The following is a 22764-nucleotide window of genomic DNA, read 5'->3' on the forward strand; positions in this document are numbered from 1 at the left end:
TGTCCCATACCTGCAAATACTGCCAGCAAAAAAAGCCCTGACTGAGATGCTTTCAGCCAGAGCGTGAAGGTTATTCAATCAGCATCATCTGCCGCGTCATTTCGGTTTCGGCAGTCCGGAGCCGGTATATATAGACTCCGCTGGAAAGTCCGGAGGCATCGAAACGGGTTTCGTGCACACCTGCATCCATCTGTCCGTCCACCAGTGTGGTTACCCGTCTGCCGAGCACGTCGAACACCTCAAGGGTAACTTCTGAGGATGCCGGAAGCTCAAAACGGATTGTCGTCTGGGAATTGAACGGATTGGGATAATTTTGTGCCAGGCTGGTACGCTCGGGCACATCCTGTCCGACCTCTTCTTCGTCATCGGCACTGGTCAGGATATTCTGAGGAGGCGTTTCCTGCTCCTCTGTTGTGTAGATCCGGAACTCGCCGGCTTCAAGCGTAATCGGCTGATTTCGTTCTCCTTCATCCACCTCCACCTGACTTCCCTCAAAGAAATTATACCAGGTACCCGACTGCGGAAATGCGGGGTCAACCTCCAGCGGTTCTACATCAAAGTTGCCGATGATCACGGCATCCATGTCCGGATGCTCCAGCACAATGCGCCGGTCAAACTGTCCGTGTCCGGTGCGCATATTCACTTCCGTATCGGTGTCATGGAAGGTGGGATTGTCATGGCGGAGTCTGAGAAGCGCCTGCCAGACCTGATAGAGCGATTTTCGCTGTGAGTCGTCATAGTATTCCCATCGCACGGGCTTTGCGTCAGTCCGGCCGGGAGTGCCTTCCGGACATTCCCCGAGCGTGCCGTCGCCGGGGCGCAGGCAGTCGGTGCCATCCGGGCCGTATCCGTATCCAAGCTCGCCGAACTGCCACATCATTTTCGGACCGGGAACAGTAAAGAAGAACGCCCCGACCAGCTTTTGGCGGTTGAGCGCTACCGGCAGCTCCGTGATATCATAGTCATCGTTGGAGCGGCCATAAGCCAGATTGCGGTACATCAGCCACTGTTCATCGTGGCTCTCCATGTAATGAATATGATTGGGCTGCTCCCATCCCTGATTGGGATACCACACACCGGATATATCGGATGAGAAATCGTCGGAGTCAACCCATCCCATGGCAGACTGGCTGTAAGCCCTGTTCAAATTGCCCCACAGCAACATGCCGGAGCGGCCTTCATCCGTTCCGTACTCTGCAAGTTCCTGCTCTTCCTCTGCCGCGGCAAAGTGCTCAAGAATGATGTAGGCATCTTCGTCCACATCCCACATTTCATCGGCCATCCGGGTGAGATTTTCGATGCGGCGTTCATTGTAGCCGTCGAGCAGATTACCCTGATCGACATTGGACGCAAATCCCTTGGTCAGGTCAAAACGGTAGCCGTCAACCCGGAACCGCTCAATCCAGTGTCTGTTTGCCCGGTCCATCCAGTATTTGATGTAATCGTGGTCGTGATTTAGATGGTTGAAAACGTTATATGCGTGTCCCGGACCGATGAACGGATTGTCTTCCGGATCGTTGCCGTAAAGACCGATCAGAGGAGACTGGTCGGTAGCGTGATTGTAGACCACATCGAGGATAACGGCCATGTCCCGTTTGTGGGCTTCATCAATGACCCGCTTCAACTCGTGCGCAGGTCCGTAGGCTTTGTCCACGGCAAGGTGAAAATTGGGATTGTAGCCCCAACTGTCATTTCCGTCAAAGTTCGAAACGGGCATCAGTTCGATGGCGTTAACGCCAAGATTCTTGAGATAGTCAAGCGTATCGGCGAGATTGGCATAGGTGCCGTCATCCAGAAAGTCCCGGATTACCAGCTCGTATATTACCAGTTCTGACGGATCGGGACGCTCGTAATCTTCTGCCTGCCAGTCATAGGCTTCCCTTCCGGGCTGCATAACGGAGACCATGCCTTCTGTCTGATCTTCGGGATAGGGAATAAGATCGGGGTATACATCATCCGGAATCCAGACATCATTCCAGGGATCCAGAACTTTTTCGGAGTAAAGGTCACCGATGCGGCGGTCGCCTTCAACAAAGTACTGAAAACGATACTCCTCTCCCGGCTCTAAACCGTCGATTTCAATCCACCACCGGACATTGTCTTCGTCTTCGGTATCGCGGTACATAAAGTAGTCCGGATCAACCTCCCAGTCGGTGAAATCACCGATGACATAAACAAAATCTACAAAGGGTGCATACAGGGAAAGTGTGACAGACTGATCGGAAGTGTATGTGATACCATCCTCAAGCCCGTCAGGCCGCGCCTGTTCGATAACTTCGGGGTTGACGATGAGAAACATCTCATCTTCGGCTGTATTGCCGTCCTGATCTTCGGCTACCGCTTCGAGTTCAATTCGCCCCGTACCGGCGACCGTCAGATCATGTGTCAGAGTTTCATCATCGCCCTCAACTGCTTCCAGGTCACCATCCACATACAGCCTGATCTCGTCAAGGTCGGTATCCCTGGCCTGTGCGACAATCTCAACGCTGACTGTTTCATCCTCCTTTGCAAAGTAGGGTTCCAGCAAGGTTCCGGCAGGGCTTTCGAAGCGCACCGAAACCGGTTCATCAAGAATATCGATAAACAGGTCATCGGTTTGGGTTCCGCCGTCGGAGCTGCGGAGCACCATCGCAATCTGGTAGATGGTTTCTCCCGCTTCAACATTGTAAAAATCCGGAATGTTGTCAATTTCAAGACGCCACTGATCCGGGCCGATCTCATCAAGCTGCGGCTGGGCATCATTGTCGCCCCACTCTCCGATGACGTATTCCCAGCCTCCGCTGTCAATGTCATCTTCACTGGTGATAAGTCCCGTATGGGCATATATCTCACCGGTGTATCCTTCCAGGGGGGTTCCTTCAGCGTTGAAGGTAATCGTTACCGGCTCATCCACACTGGGAAAGGATGGATCTACAGTCAGTACCCCGGCCCTGGCGGAATGCATTGCAACCAACAGGAAGAGGAAAGACAGTATCGTCGTTCGTAGTTTCATATCTTGGATATATTTGGCAGGATGGTTAATTGAATCCGGATGGATTCACGTGTTTAAAGTACCTGGTCTCCGGAGCCTCGTGTTTTACCGGATCAATATCTGCTTGTGAGTTTATTTAGTCCGGGCGGAATCCCGGGTCATCAGGATGCATCAGCCTGATTCTTCTGAAATTCCGGCAAAGTCCGGCGAGCTTGCTCTCAGAACGAGGTCCGGCGTGAAGATGGTATGGGTTGGTTCGGTGTCGGTCTTCTCCAGTTGCCGTACCATTTTTTCGATTGCAAGTGATCCCATGTCATACATTGGCTGGCGCATGGTGGAGAGCCCCACATATTCGGAAAACTCCAGATCATCAAATCCGATGATCGGAATACGCATATTGTTGTCTTTCATAGCCTTGATGGCGCCGAGCGCCTGGATGTCCGAGGCACAAAAGCAGGCTTCGGGGGGCGTATCGCTTCTGATCAGGTTCGTCATGGCCTGATACCCGTTGCTTTCGGTAAATCCGTCGCGTTCCATGTCCTCACCGGTGACAATCATTTCGGGATCAACCATGATGCCGGAATCCTGCATGGCGTGGCGATATCCGAGAACGCGGTCAATGACCGGCTTAGAGTCCGGTTTGGCACAGATCATACCGACGGAGCGATAACCCTGCTGCAGAAGATGCGAGGTGGCAATATATGCTCCCTCGATGCTGTCAACACTGATGGTGCTGAAACCCGGGTAATATTCATCCAGGAGGACTACAGGTACGTCGTATTTTTCCAGCTTCTCCCAGGATGAGTCATCGAGATGAACCGAAATGGCCATGTAGCCTTCACCCCAGCCACGTTTGATGATGTGATCGGCCTGATCCAGAAGATCCTCGGCAACTTTCACATTGAAAATCTGCAGGTCATAATCGTACTCGGCTATTTTGTCCTGCATTCCGGCCAGTACTTCCATGAAGAAGTAGTTGGAAATTACCGGAACAATGACCGTAATGATTTTGGATTTTTTCCGTGCCAGGCTTTGTGCCAGTGCGCGGGGGTGATAACCGAGTTGATTCGCAACATCGAGCACCCTTTTCCGGGTTGCTGCTGTGACGTGTCCGCTGTCATTAAAGACACGGGACACGGTGGCAATGCTCACCTCTGCCTGTTTCGCTATGTCATAAATGGTGATACTCAAAACGTGCAGGACGTTAAAAAAAACATCCGCTCCGGAAGGCCTGTTCCGAAGCGGATGAATTTATTATCCGTTTCAGTTCATTATGAGTTCATAGCTGAAGGGAGCCTCTCCAAGGTTGAGGATGACGGTGTAGTTTCCGGCTTCCTCAACAGGAATATTTTCACCGCCTTCATCAAGGGTACCGTCACCGGTATTGTCACCATAGTCGAGATCATCCCATGTCTGGTTGGCGCGGAACTTCATTTCGCCTTCGACCAGGTCAACATCGACGGCCCAGACCTTTTCCTCCATGTCATATTCCAACATGGTATCACCATCCCAGTCGCCTGGTGTGGCGTCACCGACAATGCCCCACTCGGTGTCAAGAACGGAGTAGGTTTCATCGTTCAGATCTACCTCCATGAGGTAATATCCGGCGTCGGCAGGGATGTTTGCACCGTCTTCATCCAGTGTTCCGTCACCTTCATCATCACCCCAGTTGAGGTCCCAGGAGCGCTCGTAGGTGAATTTGTACTCACTGTCGTCCTCCGCGATATAGACATATCCGGTATAGACGTCATCATCGTCGAAGGAGAACAGCGGCGGAGCATCTTCCGGGCTCCACTCGTTACCATATCCGCTGACATCCTGATATCCGCCCGGAACGTAAATTTCGGGGAGTTCAATTTCCACCAGGTAGGGACGTATCATCAGCGAAACCGGTTCTGACACTTCCTCATCGACTTCAGCGCCATCCACTTTGGCAATGACCCTGATCTGCACTTCGGCATCCTGGGTATCGTCGAAGCCCATGGCTATCAGTTCACTGTTGACCTCGCCTACGGTGAAGGATATTTCGGTTTCAGCGGTGGAGCCAAGTTCGTTGTAATTTTCGAAATTGTCACCTGTTTCACTTATCTGAACCTCATACTCAACGGCAGCATCATAGCCGTAATCGGCAGCGGTCCATTCCAGTGTAAACAGAATCTCGTCGGCCTCATCTTCGAGCAGCTGAAAACTCTGACCTTCCATGTCGGAGGTTATGGAAGGGGCATCCGGTGATGAACTCATCACCGGTCCCGAGTCTCTGTCACAAGACGAAAAGGCGAAAATCAAGCCTATTGAAACAGTTAGAATAGATAGTAGTCTCATTGTTCTGAAATTTGGTGTGATAATCAAATTAGTATCCGGGATTCTGGGTCAGATTCGGATTGGAGTTGATATCCGAAGAAGGAATCGGATAGAGCTTGAGATGCTCTGAGGTCGATGTTCCTTCCTGGGTATCACCTTTCCATGCCCAGACATAGTCGGCAGAAGTGTAGTAACCGTACCTGATGAGGTCGGTTCTGCGCTGGGCCTCCCAGTAAAGTTCACGTGCCCGCTCATCGAGAATGAAATCAAGATCGAGCTCGTCTGATGTGATGTGACCGGTCTCGTCACCGTAGGCACGCTCGCGGATGTCATTGACCAGATTCAGAGCCATGTTCATGTCACCACCGGCTCCGCCTCTCAGTGTAGCTTCGGCATACATGAGATAGACATCGGCAAGGCGGAACATGGGGAAGTCGGTATCGACATAAGCCGATCGTGATCCGGGCTCCCCGGTGGAAGTGACATTGCGCCATTTTGTGACCGCATATCCCTCGTTGAAATCACCGAGGTTGTCCACATCACGGTTTTGCCCGTCGGTGTGGAACATGGCCCTGACATCATTGTCCTTGTCAAATTTGTCGACAAACTCGGGAGTAACCCGATGGCCTTCCCAGCCGCCGGAAATCCCGAAATCAGCAGCACTCATGCTTCCGCCGACTGCGGCATGAATGATAAAGTTCGTGCCTCCGAAGCTCTGGGTATTGTTGCCGTCAAACGGAATGGCAAAAATAACACCATCGGCCTCATCATTGTCGGCAAGGAAGAGCTGATCGTAGGTGGAATTCAGCTCATATCCGCCTTCGTCAATGATTCTCTGTGTATAGGTGACCGCCTCATCATAGCGCGGTTCATCAATATACACTTCGGCATTCAGGTAGAGCCTGGCCAGCAGCATCCACACGCCGGCCCGGTCGGCCCTGCCATACTGATTTTCCTGAGGAGCCGGCATGGCGTCCTCTATGTCCATCAGTTCGCTTTCAATATATGAGAAGATCTCCTCGCTTCCGACGGGCTCGGGTTCAAATGCGCCGATGGGATCATCTTCGGTCACAAAAGGGATATTCCCGCCAAACAGATCCAGTGCATGCCAGTAGCTGAACGCCCGAAGGAAACGGGCCTCGGCCATATACTGCTGAATCTGGGGATCATCTTCATCCCTTGCATTTCTGATGAACTCATTGGCAAGGGTGATCTGATAGAAAATGCGGCTGTACATCCCCATGACAAAGTCATTTCCAGGACTCCAGGACTGGGTGTTGAATCCTGGCAGTCCGGGATCGGGCCATGCCACCACCGCCTGGTCCGTCGGGAGCTCCTGGGTTACCCAGAGCTGGCGGATATAGCTGGAGAAGCCTTCATCGATACCGTCGATATCGGGGCTTCCAGCCGGTCCTTCCTGTCCTGTCACCGCAAGTCCGGCATATAGTTTTGCCAATACCTTGCGGAAATTTTCAGGATCTTCATAGATCATATCCGAAGTCACTTCGCTGTCATCTATAGGCGAGGTGGACAGATCGTCGGTGCAGGATGTCCATACGGGCACCACTGCTACGATCATTGCAATTAGTAATATTCGATAATTTCGTGTCAGCATAATTTCTGTTATTAATGGGTTCCTTTAGAAATCGATATTCACGCTCATGATCCAGGTTCTGGGTCTTGGGTAGACCTGGTTGTCGATACCTCCGAATACTTCCGGATCCAGTCCGCTGTAATTGGTAATCACAAATGCATTATTTACGGTACCGGATACCCGCATGGACGGGACGACATCAAAAAGGTTTTCGAATGTGTATCCGACAGTGATGTTATCCATGCGAAGGAACGAAGCGTCCTCAACGTAATGATCGGAGTGGAAACGCGGGTCTACAAAATTGGTTTCCGTTATGGAAGCCGGGGAATTCCGGAGATACTGGTTGTAAAGCATCATGCTATAGAAGCCGTATTCGGAATCCACGTTGTTATATACATAGTTGCCGACCTGCGCGCGTGCGGAAAAGGAAAAGTCCCAATTTTGATACTGGAATCGGGAAGAGAGGCCGAATGTCACATCCGGATCGGGACTTCCGAGGCGATACTTGTCATCCTCAGTGATTCTCCCGTCACCGGTGCGGTCGACATAGGCTCCCTCAACAGGATTGCCTTCCTCGTCATACACCTGTTCATAGACATAAAATGCACTTCTCGGATTACCGACGGAGTGGATCTGAATGGTGTTTCCGGTTCCGCCTGCAATATCTCCTGTTTCTACACCGATGTAGTCAGGGTCATCTACGGTAGTCAGACGTGTAATCTCATTGACATTGTGGGATACGTTGAAACTGACCTCCCAGTAGGCATCCCTGGTGGCAACCGGTACACCGGTGAAGTCCAACTCGATTCCCTGAACTTCAAGGTCACCCACATTGGAGATGATCCTGTTGGTGAAGTTGGTTCCCGCGGCAACCGGCACAACATTCAGCAGATCTTCAGTTTCTCTGTGATAGGCTTCAATGGTACCGCGAAGCCGGTTGTCATAGAACCCATAATCCAGCGCAATGTTGTAGGTTTTGGTCTCTTCCCACTTAAGATCCAGATTATAGCCTTCCGGCCGGTACGTGCGGATGAAGTCATCACCGAAGCGGTATTGTGCCGATGTTTCACCAAAGGTATAGCGGGCAAGATAGGGGTAGTTACCCTGCAGAATTTCCTGCTGACCCGTCACACCGTACCCTATTCTCAGGCGGAGTTGGGAGAGTCTTCCGAAGTCTTCCATGAAAGGCTCACGATGCATATTCCAGGCAAACGCCATGGACGGGAAGTAACCCCAGCGATTATCTTCAGCGAATCGGGAGGAGCCGTCTGCCCGCATCGTGGCTGTAAGCGAATAACGGTTCATGAGTGAATAATTGGCTCTTCCAAAGAAAGATACCAGGTAATTCTCGGTCTTGTAATCCGTATCTGAGTGAACCACAACCGTATCTTCGATATTGTAGTTGGTAGTAAAGGTTTCTCCTTCCTCATAGTTGTGTTCCCATGAATAACCGGCAGTAGCATCGAAGTTACTGCGAAGATCCGGCAGTTCCGTTTCATAGTTCAGGTAGAAGTCCAGAAGCTGGTTTTCTCTTCTTTGATCATACTCTGTCCTGCTGCCGGAAAACTCATCGCCTTCGAAGTCAAATGCGGCGTTGTCAGTTACGAAGTTCCGGCCGTCAGAAACATCAGAGTAATCATACCCGAGATTCAGCGTTGCCGTAAGATCCTGCAGAAATGGCATATTGTAATCAAGCTGGAGATTACCTACCGAGCGATATACCGTTGACTCATCCCGTGTCTGTTCCAGAAGGGCGACAGGGTTTGCCGGTGCAATGTCAATAGGCTGTCCATCAGCATCGGTCCATGCAAAATAGCCACCAAACGGGGAGTCCTCATCCATGACAGGTTGCGTTGGGTCAAAAGCAATCGCTGTGTTGACCGCCTCGGTATTAGCAAATCGATTTTCAACTCTGGAACCTCTCAGGTTCAGATCTACCTGAAGATTATCATCAAGAAATCTCGGAGTGAGCCTGAGTGATCCGGCAAGACGATCATTGCTTGATGTGTTCAAAATGCCTTCATCTCCGGTAAAACCGATGGAAGTATGAAAGGGGACTTCACGATAAGCTCCGGACAGGCTGATATTATGCTCGTGACTGAGTACGTTGCTGTAAATCTGATCCTGCCAGTCGGTTTCATGGTCACCAAGCCTGTCTGTTCCTCTTTCACCGAACCGGTCATCAATGACCTGCCGGAATTGATCCGGCTCCAGAACGTCCAGGGTTTCACGCTGGGTCTGGTAGCTGAGTTTGCTCTCATAGTTAAGCTGCAGGGGCTGACCGGCCTGGCCTTGCTTGGTTGTAATAACGATAACGCCGTTGGAAGCACGGGAACCATATATAGCCGTTGCAGAGGCGTCTTTCAAGACGGTGATGTCCTCAATATCATTCGGATTGATTGAGTTCAATGGATCTCGCATCCCTGATATGCCGCCTGGCGCTATGGGAACTCCGTCAATTACAAAGAGCGGATCATTGCTTGCGGAAAGTGACGAACCGCCGCGGATACGTATTGCGGGACCGCTGCCCGGAGCACCGTCGCTTGATGTAACATCCACACCGGGGATTCTGCCCTGGAACAGTTCGCCTGGTGATGTTGAGCCGGGATTAAACTGATCAGCAGTCACCCTGCCGATCGATCCGGTATTGTCTTCCACCTGCCGGGTTCCGTAGCCAATGAACACGACCTCGTCACCGACAATGGACTCGTCCATCATTTCAACGGTAATTGTACTCCGGCCTTCAATGGGTACTTCCAAAGACTGATACCCGATATATGAAAAAGTAAGAGTATCGTCCGGGGCTGTTTCCAAGCGGAAGTTTCCGTCTGAATCGGAAGTGGTTCCGATGGTAGTTCCTTCTACGAGAATATTAACTCCTACGAGTTCTTCCTCGGTATTGGCATCAATTACCTGCCCCTCTACGGTATGATCCCGGGCTTGTGCAAAAGCATTTCCGGAGAGGATCGGCGACAGGAAAAAAGCCGCCAGCAGGTAAGACATTAGTTGATATTTCTTTTTTAGCATAGAAATCATTTGTTTTCGTGTTATTCAAAAAGACGTGTCTTCAGGTTGTCATGAAATGATTCTGGATTGATAGATTCTTTGTAGCAAGAGTCTTATGATTTTGATATTTGAAAGTTTTTTTTGTTTTAATTGAGTGTTTATCTGATTATGCCTCACCGGCTTGTGCCGGAATTTGATTAAAAAACAACTGTAAGCGCTTACATTCACCATCGTATAAATTACGCTCACATGTAATATTTATTTAAATCTAATGATTACACCACAAAAAAACGCTTTTTTAAAAGAACTTTTACATTTTATAACAAAATGAAAGCGCTTACTCCTGCTATATAACACAAGCATTGGAAAAGCAGAGAGGGGTGGGATGAATTTTACAAAAGGTGCAAAAACGGATGGGAGGGGTGGTGGTTTTTTTACAAATTTTAATTGTATCAGGCATAAACTATGACTGTTCAAACTCTCCATGCGATGAGGTTTTGTTATTTGAGTTGATAAACAAAAAAAGCGCCTGCTCGCAGTTCATTACGTACAGACGCCTAAAGTGCATAATAGATAGTTTGAAAATTATTCGGAAATTTACGTAACCAGTCTCATGAAAGTGCCATAAATAAATCGATTTAAATATTTCTGCGTATCTAAAGTCAGGTTCATATGGTCATAGGATACTATTTGATCAGCATCATTTTTCGTGTGAAACGGTGTCCACCGGCATCCATCTTAATGAGATACGTGCCGCTTCCAAGCTGTGAGGCATCAAAAACAACCGTGTACGACCCTGCTTCGCGAAACTCGTTAACCAGTGTGGATACGCGTTGTCCGATAATATTATAGACATGCAGCTTCACTTGTACGGCTTCCGGCAATTCGAAGGCTATATTGGTCGCCGGGTTGAACGGATTGGGATAATTTTGATCCAGTGTGAATCTCTCCGGCAGATCCGACGGATCCTGATCGATGGCGGCCGAGGTTGGAGTCAGTCCGGCAGGCGGGGTTTCTACCGGCTCACTGGTGAATATTCGAAACACTCCGGGAGGAAGAGACATACTGTAGGAATCCCCAACCATATCAGAAGAAACTTCAATTTCATCACCACTGAAGTAATCATACCAGGTGCCCTCATGTGTGAAGCGGGGAAATACATCCCGTTCAATCACTCCGAAGTTTCCGGTTATTGAAACATCCATGGTTTCATACTGCAGGGTAATTGTCTTGGACGCCGTATTCATGCCGTACATTGCCACATCAGTAGCTGTGTCATGGAATACCGGGTTTTCGTGGCGCAATTTCAGCAGCCACTGCCACGTCTGATACAGGGCGTTTCGGTCCGGATCATCATAGTAGTCCCAGCGGATGGGTTTTCGGGCTGTCCGGCCGGGGTCATCGGGTCGGCATTCTCCGTCAGTACCGTCTCCCGGTTTCAGACATTCATCCGGACCACCGCCGTACCCAAGCTCTCCGAACTGCCAGATCATTTTGGGACCCGGAATGGTCAGGAAAAATGCCCCGGCCAGCTTCTGCCGGTCAAGTGCTGTTTCCAGTTCGGTAATGTCATAACCATCCATACTGTTCCCATAATTCAGGTTTTTGAACATCAGCCACTGTTCGTCGTGGCTCTCCATATAACCGATCAGGTTGGGTACATCCCATCCCCTGTTTTTATGATACACTCCGGAAAAGTTGGACCGGCTGCCGCCATGCCAGCCCATGGAAGCCTCGCTGTAATTATAGTTGTGATTACCCCACAGCATCATGCCGGGCATCCCGTCATCAAGCCGGTATTCTGCCAGCTCCTTCTCTTCGGCGTTATCAGCAAAGTGCTCAAGGATAATGTAAGCTTCGGGATCAAAGCTCCAGAGTTCATCAGCCATCCGTTTCAGATTTACTATACGCTCCGGATTAGGTCCCTGCAGCAGGGCCCCGTCCTGAACGTTTGTCGCAAATCCTTTGGTCAGGTCAAACCGGTAACCGTCTACATTGAACTCCTCCATCCAGTACCGGTTGGCCCGGTCCATCCAGTACTTGATGAACGGATGATCATGGTTCAGGTGATTGAATACGTTGAAAGCATGTCCGGGCCCTATGAGCGGATTTCTCTCACGGGATTCACCATACAGCCTGATCAGCGGAGATTGCCCGGTAGCATGATTGTAGACCACATCGAGTATGACCGCCATGTCACGCTTGTGAGCTTCATCAACCAGACGCCGGAACTCATCGGCTGGTCCATACGCCTTGTCCAGGGCCAGGTGAAAATTCGGGTTGTAGCCCCAGCTGTCGTTTCCGTCGAAGTTGCTGACCGGCATCAGCTCTATCGCATTAACCCCGAGACGCTTGAGATAGTCCAGGGTGTCAGCAAGCGATCTGTAGGTGCCATCCTCCAGGAAATCGCGGATAACGAGCTCGTAGATAACCAGTTCGGACTGATCGGGACGCTGGTAGTCAACGGACTGCCAGTCATAAGGCTCCTGTCCAGTCTGCATTACACTGACCATGTGGTTTGTTTTACCGTGGGGATACTCCTTCAGGTTCGGGTAGACACTTCCGGAAATGTACTGGTCATTCCATGGGGACAGGACTTTATGTGAAAACGGATCGCCCATCCGGATTTCCCCGTCAATGAGGTATTGAAAACCGTATTCGACGCCGGGCTCAAGTCCGTCAACAGTGATCCAGTACAGCACGCTGTCGGACCGGGCTGTTTCCCTTGCCATGAAATAATCGGATTCAGGTTCCCAGTCATTGAAATCTCCGATCAGGTAGACAAATTCTTTTTCCGGAGCCCAGAGCACAAAAGTAGCTCTGTCATCCTGGTCATGGTAATTGATCCCGAGCTCCATTCCATCCGGAACCGGTGCTTCGGTGACCGGCGGGCTTACGGTGGTGTGAAAACTGTTTTCGGCTTTGTTGCCCTGTGAATCTTCGGCTACTGCGGTAATAAGAGCGCGGCCGGTTGCATCGATGTCAATATCATATGCCAGAAAAGCGGAATCACTCACTGCCACCACGTCATCGTTTAACAGGAGTTCTATGGATATGATCTCATATTCCAGCGAGTTGGCACTCATCTCGACCTCAAGCAGCTCATCATCACTCAGAATCAAAGAGCCAAACTGGGGTAACGAAGGTTTGTCAAACCGGACGACCACAAGTTCTGAATATATATCCACAAACAGATCACCGGTCTGGGAATTGCCGTCTGAGCTCCGGAATACAAATGCGAGCTGGTAGATACTCTCTGTATCGGGGGCATCATAAAAGCTGTAAATATCTTCAATGTGCAGTTCCCACAAATCCTGTCCGATCATGTCCAGTTCCGGCTGGACATTATTCTGCCCCCAGTTGCCTATGACATATTGCCAGGCACCGGAGTTTTTGTCCTGCTCGGTAACAATGAGTCCTGTATGGGCATAAAGACTGCCGGAGTAGCCTTCCAGGTTTGTATCCGAAGCATCAAATGTGATCGTAACCGGCCGGTCTGCCGAAGGGAAGGATGGTTCAGTGGTAATTTGTGCCGTGACATTCTGCACAAATGAGAATGTCAGCAGCATAAAAATCAAGGTATAATGAAATTTGTTCATGGAAGCGGGAAAATTGTGTTATCAGAGTTTAGAGAGGCAAAGTTGCTGCTGGATTAGAAGAGCAACGGAAAATCAGGAAGTGACAGGTTTATCCTTAGTTTTCGTAATTCCGGCAAAATCCGGAGAGCTTGTACGGAGCACCAGGTCAGGTGAAAAAACGGTATGGGTAATATCGCTTTGCTTTTCTTCGAGGCGTTTTACCATTTTTTCGATGGCCAGAGCACCCATTTCATACATGGGCTGTCTCATGGTGGACAGTCCGACATATTCAGAAAACTCAAGGTCGTCAAAGCCAATGACGGGGATTTTCACATTATTGTCACGCATAGCCTTGATGGCACCAAGAGCCTGAATATCGGACGCACAAAAGCATGCCTGGGGAGGCTGTTTGTTTTGGATCAGTTTTGTCATTGCCTGATAGCCATTGTTTTCGGTAAAACCGTCACGCTCCATGTCGTCACCGGTCACGATCAACCCGGGGTCGACCAGAAGACCCGCATCTTCCATTGCCCGCCGGTAGCCCAGCCTGCGGTCGATTATCGGCTTGGAATCGGGCTTTGCGCAAATCATGCCTATGGAGGTGTACCCCTGTTCAATCAGATGGCTTGTAGCCGTATAGGCTCCTTCGATACTATCGACACTGATGGTATCAAAGCCGGGATAGTATTCGTCAATCAGTACAACAGGCACGTTGTATTTATCCAGCAGTTCCCACTCGGAATCAGCCAGGTGCACAGAAATGACGACGTACCCTTCTCCCCATCCCCGTTTCATGATATGATCGGCCTGGTTGAGCAGATCATCCGCGATTTTCACATTGAATATTTGCAGGTCATAGTCGTAGTCGGCAATTTTATCCTGCATTCCGGCGAGTACTTCCATAAAAAAGTAGTTGGAGATCACCGGTACAATAACGGTAATAATTTTCGTCTTTTTTCTGGCCAGACTTTGGGCGAGTGCCCGTGGATGATATCCGAGATTTTCAGCCACAGCAAGTACTTTTTCCCGCGTCTTCCTGGTGACACTGCTGCTGTTATTGAAGACCCGGGAAACGGTAGCGATGCTTACTTCTGCTTCTCTGGCAATATCATAAATCGTTGAGCTCAATAGTGTTGACCTAATATTACGTTTCTTGAGGGCAGGATTAAAGAGACACGCGGGACCACGTGATTGTGGCCCCGCATGTCAGAACAGATACAGAGCAATGCTATTTCACGAGCATCATTTGTCTCTGCTGTACAAAATCGCCTGCCTGCAGACGATAGATGTACATGCCGGATGCCAGCCTTGATGCATCAAACTGAACAGTATGTGTACCGGCATTTTTGTATGTATTGACAAGTGTCGCCACCCGCCGACCGAGTATATTGTACACTTCCAGCCGCACATCATGGCTTTCCGGAATGGTAAATTCAATATTTGTGGTCGGGTTGAACGGGTTGGGATAGTTCTGTCTCAGGTTATACGTAACCGGAGTGTCTATGCGGGCATCCTCTGAACTGGTAAGCAGTGCTCTGTAATCAGGAGCAGCTTCAACGGTCAGGCCTTCATCGTTGAAGTTTTCACCGCCATACCATGTCAGTACATCGAGATCAGGTTCAGCCGGCCAGTATGATACCAGAATACCATCAAAATCAACGACCTGTGTTGGCATGGCAAACTGATAGTAGCGTCGTCCGCTTCCGAAACCACCGCCATTCCAGGTAATTGTTCCTTCGCCAATATTGGGCTGTCCGTAACCGATGATGAACCCGAATGAGTTGACAGACGGGAGCTGGGCATCTACCGTGATTTCGTAGATTCCGTCGCCATCCACATCCTCAAGCAGGTAGTTTTCATTGCGCTCAATATTGGAAGCATCCTCAACAGATCCCGGCCCTGTGCCAAACCCTTGAGAGAAAGCAAAGATCTGCTCTTCAAAAGCGATGAAGACCGAATCCTCACCAGGAACAAACCTGTCTTCTGCATCAGGTATTTCGGTTGCACGGGTCATGTCGATACGGAAAGTGATCGGCCATGTTTCCGGCTCACCTTCAATAAACTCCTGAAGGATTACCGAGGCACCCGGAAGGTCATTGAAGTAATCATAGCCCGGATCATCCGGATAAGTGGTCTGCTCGGCATCTTCAGTCACGAAATATATACGATCAGAACCACCGGTCGTTCCCGGCTCTTCCCATCCGGCGCCTTCGGCATCAAGACCGGGGATGTAGTTCGGGCTTTCTGAATCTTCGCGGGATTCATCCCAGAGAATAAAGTACTTGTATGCGTAACGCTGTCCAACGGAGACGAGGTCACCGCCGGAATAGTCCCGGGTGATCTGGTAACGGTCGAGGGTCGGGTTGAAGGTCAGTTCATCACCTCCGGCCCAGCTGTTAAAGTTGCCGCGAAGTTCTACCCCGTCGATGGCATCATCAAAGATCCCCAGGTTGGAAAGTACGTTGACGTTGACGGCAAACTGAATGTCGGCTTCAATGAGCTCAACTTCATCCGGTGACGGTTTCTCACCGCTGAAAAAGCCGTACTGAAGTGTTGTGTCGGCAATTTCACCAAACCGCACTGGCCGGTCATCACCATCTTCCCAGCCGATGCCATCAATGTCGGTTACAAACTTGAAGTCAAATCCACCTTCTTGTTCAATTATATCCTCAGCGGCATAAAAAACACCGGAGTAGAAAATATTATCTGATCCTTCCATTCTGCTTTCCTTATTGAGAAAGAACAGGGTTTCATCCCAGTCAAGGGGCGGTTGTCCGCGGACACCAACTCTGTCTTCATCGGTATTGAACTGGCCTTGCTGCACCTGAGCGCCGATATTGACCCGGAAGTATATGCCAATGGAATCGGCTTTTTCTTCAAAGAGTTCAACCTGGTTGTAGAAGAGCAGATCACTGGCAATGATTCCAGTCTGGTCATCAGGAATGACAAACATACGGTCATCTCCGCCTTCCCATCCGCCGTTGGCAGTTGGTTCTTCGGGATCCAGAGAAAACCCGGTCCAGAATTTGAAGATTATGGTATCACCCGGAGCACCGCTGATGGTTGCCTGCCAATAGTCGCCCCCGATATTTTCAGCCAGAACCGGGCTGTCAGCACCCCAGGTCAGACCGGCAGGGGAATAATCACCGCGTACCTGTACGACATCTTCTGCACGAAGGGTGTCGGGCACGGTTGCTGCGTTGAAATTAAGCACAACAGTAACCGCCTCGAGTGCCGGAGTGATGTCAAATTTAGCTACGGCATTGTTGGTTCCAACCACATACAGCATCTGATTGTCTGCATCCAGCTCAATACTGCCGACGCCATTAAGATTTTCCTCGTCGCCAAGTTGTGCTGTGCGGCCGATTTTTGCGATATTTTCAGCATCGGTAACATCGTAAATGGCTACGTACTGTCCCTCAGGCTCGGTATCGGTCGGGAATAATGCAGCGATACTGCGATCACCGATCTGGGCGAAGGAAACTTCCATGGTTTGATAAGGAATAGCCGTTTCTGGCACCTCGAGAAGAACATCGCCGCTTTCCAGATCTACAAGTGTCAGCGGGGTGCCGTATCCGTTGATCCAGACCTGATCCTGTCCGTCAACCGAAGCAAAACCGCCGCGTGCGTATCCGGCCGGGATGTCCTCAATCAGACCATCGGTGTAGGTGTCGTCCTGCTTGTCGCGTGTCAGGGTAAAAATGGCATCATTGCCGGTGCCACTGGCCATGAGCACAACCTTGTCATCGTCTTCGTACATACCGAAAGAATCCCCCATACGCGTGCTGTTCGGATTCCCTTCGAAGGCCAGTGTCGGCTCGCTGTCCTCATCGGCCCATCGGTACAGGCGATAATTGGAACCGGGAACCGAAAGATTGGCGGCATAAATTACACCATCACTGGCTACCTTGATGAGATTGATGGGGAAGTCTCCACCGGAAACGCCTTCCATGTCCAATTCACCTGTAACCGAGCCGTCATCAGCATCAACGACATAAATTGCCGGTCCGCCGGTGCGGCTGACTACCAGCAGATTGCCTGTAACAGGGTTCAGACTTCCGCCCCTCATGGTGTTGTCAGCAGTCACCCAGTCTTCTTCTTCAAAGCCGATTTTCCACTCGGCATCGGAGAGTTCCACTTGTGCCTGGGCCGTATTCAGCGACCAGGAACAAAGCAGAGTCAGTGCCAGCAACGCTGCCAGCGACCTGAATGACCGTTTGATACTACGGTAAACAGTATTCATAGCTTCCTCTTTTTTATTTGTTGTTATTTTACGGTGTTATCCGTGTTTGTTGGTTTTGTCAAAATGCAACTGATGCAGAAATCCGGTTTGTCCCTCCCAAATGCTCATGCTGCTGGTAGGCATAGCCGAAATCCAGTGCCAGGTTATTGCCAAAGGAGTATTTCAGCCCCGCACCAAGTGCAAACTTGTACATTCTGTCTTCCTGAGGCAGACCAATTTCGGGAATCCCTCCCCGGAAAGTGATCAGTTCATTCAGGAATGCCAGTTCGGCAGCCACGCTGAGATTCTGGTAGTTGTCGCTGGGACTTTGCCCGGAAGCCATCAGGCTTACCCGCATGTTTTCGGTATCAAATGCGTGCCAAAGAAGACCGGCGCTGAGCCCGAGCGGCAGATCAAAGCGGTCCGTGTCGAGATTGGCCGGGATTTCACTGTTGTTACCGCTGGACGACCTGTCTACATCAGCAGGAATTAGCAGATCATCTCCCAGCATCCGGAATTTTTGTCCGAAATTGGTCACGCTCACACCAAATACGATATCATCAAACGGTGTGACATAGGTGGTCCCGATGTCAAAGGCTATGCCGCTTGCGGATGTATTCCATATGGTTTCATTGATGAACTTGACATTGGCACCAAGTGAGAAGTTGGGCAGAAGCTTGAGGGCATAGCTGACACCGGCGGCATAACTGTAGGCGCCGAACATCCTGCCAGTACCATCCGGACGGTCAAATGTTGTCTCCTCCATATCATCCATCGTCATGGCCGTAATATTCAGTCCGATCCCCGAGTTTCCGTTGATCGGCAGAACCACGCCCAGATATGAGTGCCGGATACTGGCAAACAGTTCTGCATGGTCCAGCATAACTTCGGGCCGGTCAAACCCGGTAAGTGCAGCCGGGTTCCAGCGCATGGCCGACGGGTCATTGACGGATGCGGCAACAGCGCCTCCCAGTGCTGCAGATCGTGCTCCTACCGGCATTTTAAGAAAGTTTCCGGCGGTGGTTCCGGTCTTGCTGACACTCTGAGCGGCAACGTCTGCCATCCCGACAACAAGGATTAAAAAGAGAGTTATAAAAATTCGTGCTTGCATGATTATTCTTGTTATGGATTACTTAATCACCGCGAATCTGCTGACATGTTCGCCGATACCTGGTACCTCTATGTGGTACACGTAGACCCCGTATGCCAGCTCAAGATTATCTTTGGTCAGCATATCCCATTTGTAGGTACCATTGAAGGTATTTGACTCAGTCAGCTCAATGGTTTGCACAAGCTCCCCGGACACCGTGAAGATCCTGATGGTACCGGGTACCGGAAGCCTGGTAAAATGCAGTTCCCGCACCTGATCGGGTCTTGCCATCGTGGGTGCCGGTTCATAAGGGTTGGTCGCTATGTAAGGATTGGGCACCACACGTATCCTTTCGAGGTCATCCCTGATTTTTTCATTATCAACCATGCCCACCTGGATGTCCGACATGCGAAACTCAAACACATCGAGAGAGGTGAACGGTTTTCTGGTGAAGACCTGCAGGGTATCACCGGCGCGCGGATTCCGGGAAATTGCGGTGCGGTTGGAACCCGTACCCTCTGTAGTGGGATTCATGAAGAGCGTCCAAGTCAGTTCGCGCTGAACGTCCCCAACCGGCTCGTAAATAAAGATCTGATCCCTGCGCATGTTCACAAAGGGGCCCTGCCTTACCGGGCCCGCACTGAATTCGCCGGGCTCGGTTTCGTTGGGATCATTGGCCGTTGCCGTGGGGTTGTTGTGAGCGTCATTCAGGGCAAACTCCACCTCAATCGGATTTCCGTCATCATCGGTGATGGAGGTATTGAAAATCCGGAAGTTGACATCTTTTTGAGGTAAATCAATTCCGGCATAGGTAGTATCAATGGACTGGTTCACACCCAGCTCATCGAATACCACCAGATAATCGGATGCTCTCGGAGTTCCCTCCAGGAAGAAAGCAAAGGGGTGGACTCCCTGCTCGTATTCCTCATTTTCCAGCCACCCGGATCTCTCCATATTGACGCTCAGCTCCAGTTCGGCATTATCAAGTGTCAGACGGAACCCTTCCCTGACGGGATTATCTTCCATATTGAAGTTTTGTGATTCCCTGATGAGGGAGTCTCCGGTGGAAATGTTGAGAAGAGAGAAGTTTTTGGTTCGAAGTGTATCGGGACGGTCATCACGGCCTGACGGAATCAGTGTGTCTTCGAAGACGACCCGGTAAAGGTCATCCACCCGTATTTCCCGGGGATCGATGACTTCCACAAAAACACGTCCGCTGGTGGTCCCCCGGACAGGAGTAGCTTCCGGGTTTTCCGGATCGATGTAACCGGCCTTGGATGCCGCGGGTGTGACCACATTTACGTTGGGCCCGGTATCAACGCTGCCATCCGGATTGATGCTGATGAAAATCGGCGATTCGGACGGGGCAATGTCATTTTGCACATTACCAAAACTGTACGATGTTACCGCATAGTAATAGCGGCGGCCGTTTACCACATTTTCATCCACAAATTTTCTTTGCAGACCGGAGTTGGATCCGAGGTTGAATTTCACCCCGTTGATATCGACCGGATGCAGTCCGGACCATTCGTTTTCCAGGTCAAAAACGGCCAGCGGCTGACGGAAAATTCTGTTGCCGCGGGCATCTGTAATGTTAAGAATATCCTGAAAGCCGGGATCCGTGGAGCGGTAGACTTTGTACCCCTGGAAGTTTCGTGCATCGGCTTCGGTATTACCCGGCAGCCGGGACAAGTACCGGTCAAAATGTTCTTCCGCAATGTCATCCCAGTAGAGTGTTACCCGTCCGTCACCGGCGACTGCCGTTACATTCGGCGCTGGAGGAGCCGTTGCAAACTGGTAGTCGGCTTCGTAGGCATTGAACGCCTCATCCAGGTTGTCATTGACTTTGTCCCGGTCTCCGTCTGGTGCATCATAATCCGCTATGTTGGTTTGGGCGACGGTAATAGCTACAGAGAAGCGCTCGGTTTGTCCGCGCTGCAGAGGGAACAGAGATGAAGTCACCAGAATGTCGGTATCATCTCCGGGCTGGGCTTCATCACCCAGGTTACCCGGGAGCATCCGGTTTCTCCAGAATGCACCGTCGCGGGCAAAAGAAGGACCGTCACCCAGGGACCCTGCGAGCGGGAAGGTTACCGAGGAAATCCCGATCATATCGGATTCTGCCACACTGGTTTTGTCAATATTCGGTTCACCGGGAAACGGGGTACCGGCACCGGATGTCGGGAAGCCGTCACCCTCACCACGTGCACCACTGAATGGCACGCCGTCCAGCCCCACATCATCCTGCATGGCATCCCAGGCCTTGTTGTTGTCAAAATAGTCCTCCCGCGATTCGTCAATCATCGGAGCCGAAGTGTGATGATTTCGGAAATAGTTGTCGAAGGCGCCGGGCGAGCGGTAGCCGCCGTTGACATGTACAAGGTTGAGCGCTTCCTGATAATCGAGGATCAGATTGCGGAAATTCTCATCTTCTGCCATCCGCTCACGTATTTTCTGATTGGGCACGATCAAACCGCGCTGAAGTGTATCACCAACTTCGTACTGATCCCACATGTAGTTGATGTAGCGAACCGGACGGCGGAAAAAGTCGCGCTGAGCTCTGTCAAAGAACTGCTTCTCCAAATGCAGTTCCTCGGTCTCATCTATCAGTCCGTTCAGTGTATTGTCAAAAAGGTCGGAATTGGTAGCATCAGGGAACAGGTCATTTGTTCCCTGATCAGCATCTTCGGTCAAGTCGTAGCAGCCGCCGTTCAGGGTGAACTCTCTTCCCTGACTTGTAAATGTTCCGCCACCTTCCGGATATTCGGTAATGATCCGGCTGTGATCATCATCTATCAGAACAATGCGATCGCCGGGACAGATGCGGCGGGTACCGAAGTCATTCCTTTGAAATTCGGGAATAACTTCCATAAACAGCACATTCTCATTCTGAAAGAAACCACCATTGCTTTCGAGAAGCGGAGCCATCAGGTCGGGATTGTCCGGATTGTAATATCCGCTTCCGGGCAGATAGTTATCGCTGTCGCCATCGTTGTCGATACCGTCAATGGAATTGCCCGGTGTTTCCAGAAACTGGATTCCTGCCATTCCAACCCGCGTATCACCGAAATGGGACCGCCCTGTACGAGGCTCAAGATGCGTCAGATAGGAAATGGCTGAGCGCTCATCGAATTCGGGAAGATCGTTGCCGCCTCCTCCGACCAGGTCGGCAATCCAGAGCGTGAATGCCATCCGGTCATAGTCAAATGAACCGTCGTTCCGGATCTCGAAAATATTGAAATGGACATCATTGATCAGAGTCTGTGACCATGCCATGATTCGGGCATCTATAATCAGTCCGAGACCGCCGCGAGAGGGGTCGGTCAGATCAGGACGGAAAAGGTTGTCGGGGTTGGTCGGTTCGGAAAACCGGGTGTACTCGTTTCCGCTGGCCCGGTAGAAGAATTCCTGATCGGCGCTGAACTGATCTTTGCCGAAATAGCCATTCCAGGATCCGCTCCAGCCGGGATCGGTCTCATCATCCATCTTGTCCGGCCAGACACTCGGCCAGGTTTCCGGACGGTCGCTGCGAGCAAACTGCTCAGGAACGGCGGGGTTGTAGTACCCGGGAACCGGGTTCATATCCCAGCTGCTTCCGTCGGGGGATTCTCTTCCATTTGGTGTAAGTACGATGGGGAACTGCTCCGGTCCCGTTTCGGCCTGATTATTTACTTCTGCGCCTACAAAAAAGGCGACAAGTGCAATATAGACCCGGTTGGTATTTCTGGGGAATTCATAGGTTACCTCGTCAACGGCATCACCGTCAAGACGTCCGCCCCACCCGAAATTATGATAGGTAGCACGCAGATTATTCCCGTCCAGGATCATCTTGCGGCGGGCTTCGAACGACCCTCTTTCATCGCCGGGTTGGTGATCTGTGTCGCTGCCATTCTGGCCCGATGAAACATCCTGGACAATCAGCAGAAGCGCAAAAAGTAAAAGAGAACTTTTAAGCATGGTTCTTGAAAACAGATATGATTTCATAGATAACTGAGTAGAAAT

The 22764-nt window shown here is 50.7% G+C and carries 10 protein-coding genes; all 10 read right to left on the bottom strand.

The annotated features are described in order from the left end of the window. Positions 1 to 70: 70 nt before the first annotated feature. Positions 71 to 2992 (bottom strand): alpha-amylase family glycosyl hydrolase, encoded by a 2922-nt coding sequence (locus NATSA_RS00855; protein WP_210509474.1) that lies wholly within the window; start codon positions 2990 to 2992, stop codon positions 71 to 73. A gap of 150 nt (positions 2993 to 3142) precedes the next feature. Continuing rightward, on the bottom strand, positions 3143 to 4162 hold the full coding sequence (locus NATSA_RS00860) for a LacI family DNA-binding transcriptional regulator (RefSeq protein WP_210509475.1): 1020 nt from the start codon (positions 4160 to 4162) through the stop codon (positions 3143 to 3145). Between the two features lie 72 nt (positions 4163 to 4234). Beyond that, on the bottom strand, positions 4235 to 5293 hold the full coding sequence (locus NATSA_RS00865; protein ID WP_336244669.1) for a SusE domain-containing protein: 1059 nt from the start codon (positions 5291 to 5293) through the stop codon (positions 4235 to 4237). 28 nt (positions 5294 to 5321) lie between these two features. Next, positions 5322 to 6887 (bottom strand): RagB/SusD family nutrient uptake outer membrane protein, encoded by a 1566-nt coding sequence (locus NATSA_RS00870; protein WP_210509477.1) that lies wholly within the window; start codon positions 6885 to 6887, stop codon positions 5322 to 5324. Positions 6888 to 6911: 24 nt separating this feature from the next. After that, positions 6912 to 9893 carry a SusC/RagA family TonB-linked outer membrane protein gene (locus tag NATSA_RS00875; protein ID WP_210509478.1) on the bottom strand — a complete coding sequence of 994 codons (2982 nt, stop codon included), beginning with the start codon at positions 9891 to 9893 and terminating at the stop codon, positions 6912 to 6914. Positions 9894 to 10558: 665 nt separating this feature from the next. Next, positions 10559 to 13441 carry an alpha-amylase family glycosyl hydrolase gene (locus NATSA_RS00880; protein ID WP_210509480.1) on the bottom strand — a complete coding sequence of 961 codons (2883 nt, stop codon included), beginning with the start codon at positions 13439 to 13441 and terminating at the stop codon, positions 10559 to 10561. 102 nt (positions 13442 to 13543) lie between these two features. Continuing rightward, complete coding sequence (locus NATSA_RS00885) at positions 13544 to 14578, bottom strand: LacI family DNA-binding transcriptional regulator (RefSeq protein ID WP_210509482.1); 1035 nt, start codon at positions 14576 to 14578, stop codon at positions 13544 to 13546. A gap of 100 nt (positions 14579 to 14678) precedes the next feature. Then, complete coding sequence (locus NATSA_RS00890) at positions 14679 to 17693, bottom strand: T9SS type A sorting domain-containing protein (protein ID WP_210509484.1); 3015 nt, start codon at positions 17691 to 17693, stop codon at positions 14679 to 14681. Positions 17694 to 17751: 58 nt separating this feature from the next. After that, a complete protein-coding gene (locus tag NATSA_RS00895; protein WP_210509486.1) occupies positions 17752 to 18783 on the bottom strand; it encodes a PorV/PorQ family protein in 1032 nt (343 codons plus the stop codon). Positions 18784 to 18801: 18 nt separating this feature from the next. After that, positions 18802 to 22746, bottom strand: coding sequence for a fibronectin type III domain-containing protein (locus tag NATSA_RS00900; RefSeq protein ID WP_210509488.1), 3945 nt, complete (start codon positions 22744 to 22746; stop codon positions 18802 to 18804). Positions 22747 to 22764 lie beyond the last annotated feature (18 nt).

It is taken from the genome of Natronogracilivirga saccharolytica (genome assembly GCF_017921895.1).
Lineage (GTDB): Bacteria > Bacteroidota > Rhodothermia > Balneolales > Natronogracilivirgulaceae > Natronogracilivirga > Natronogracilivirga saccharolytica.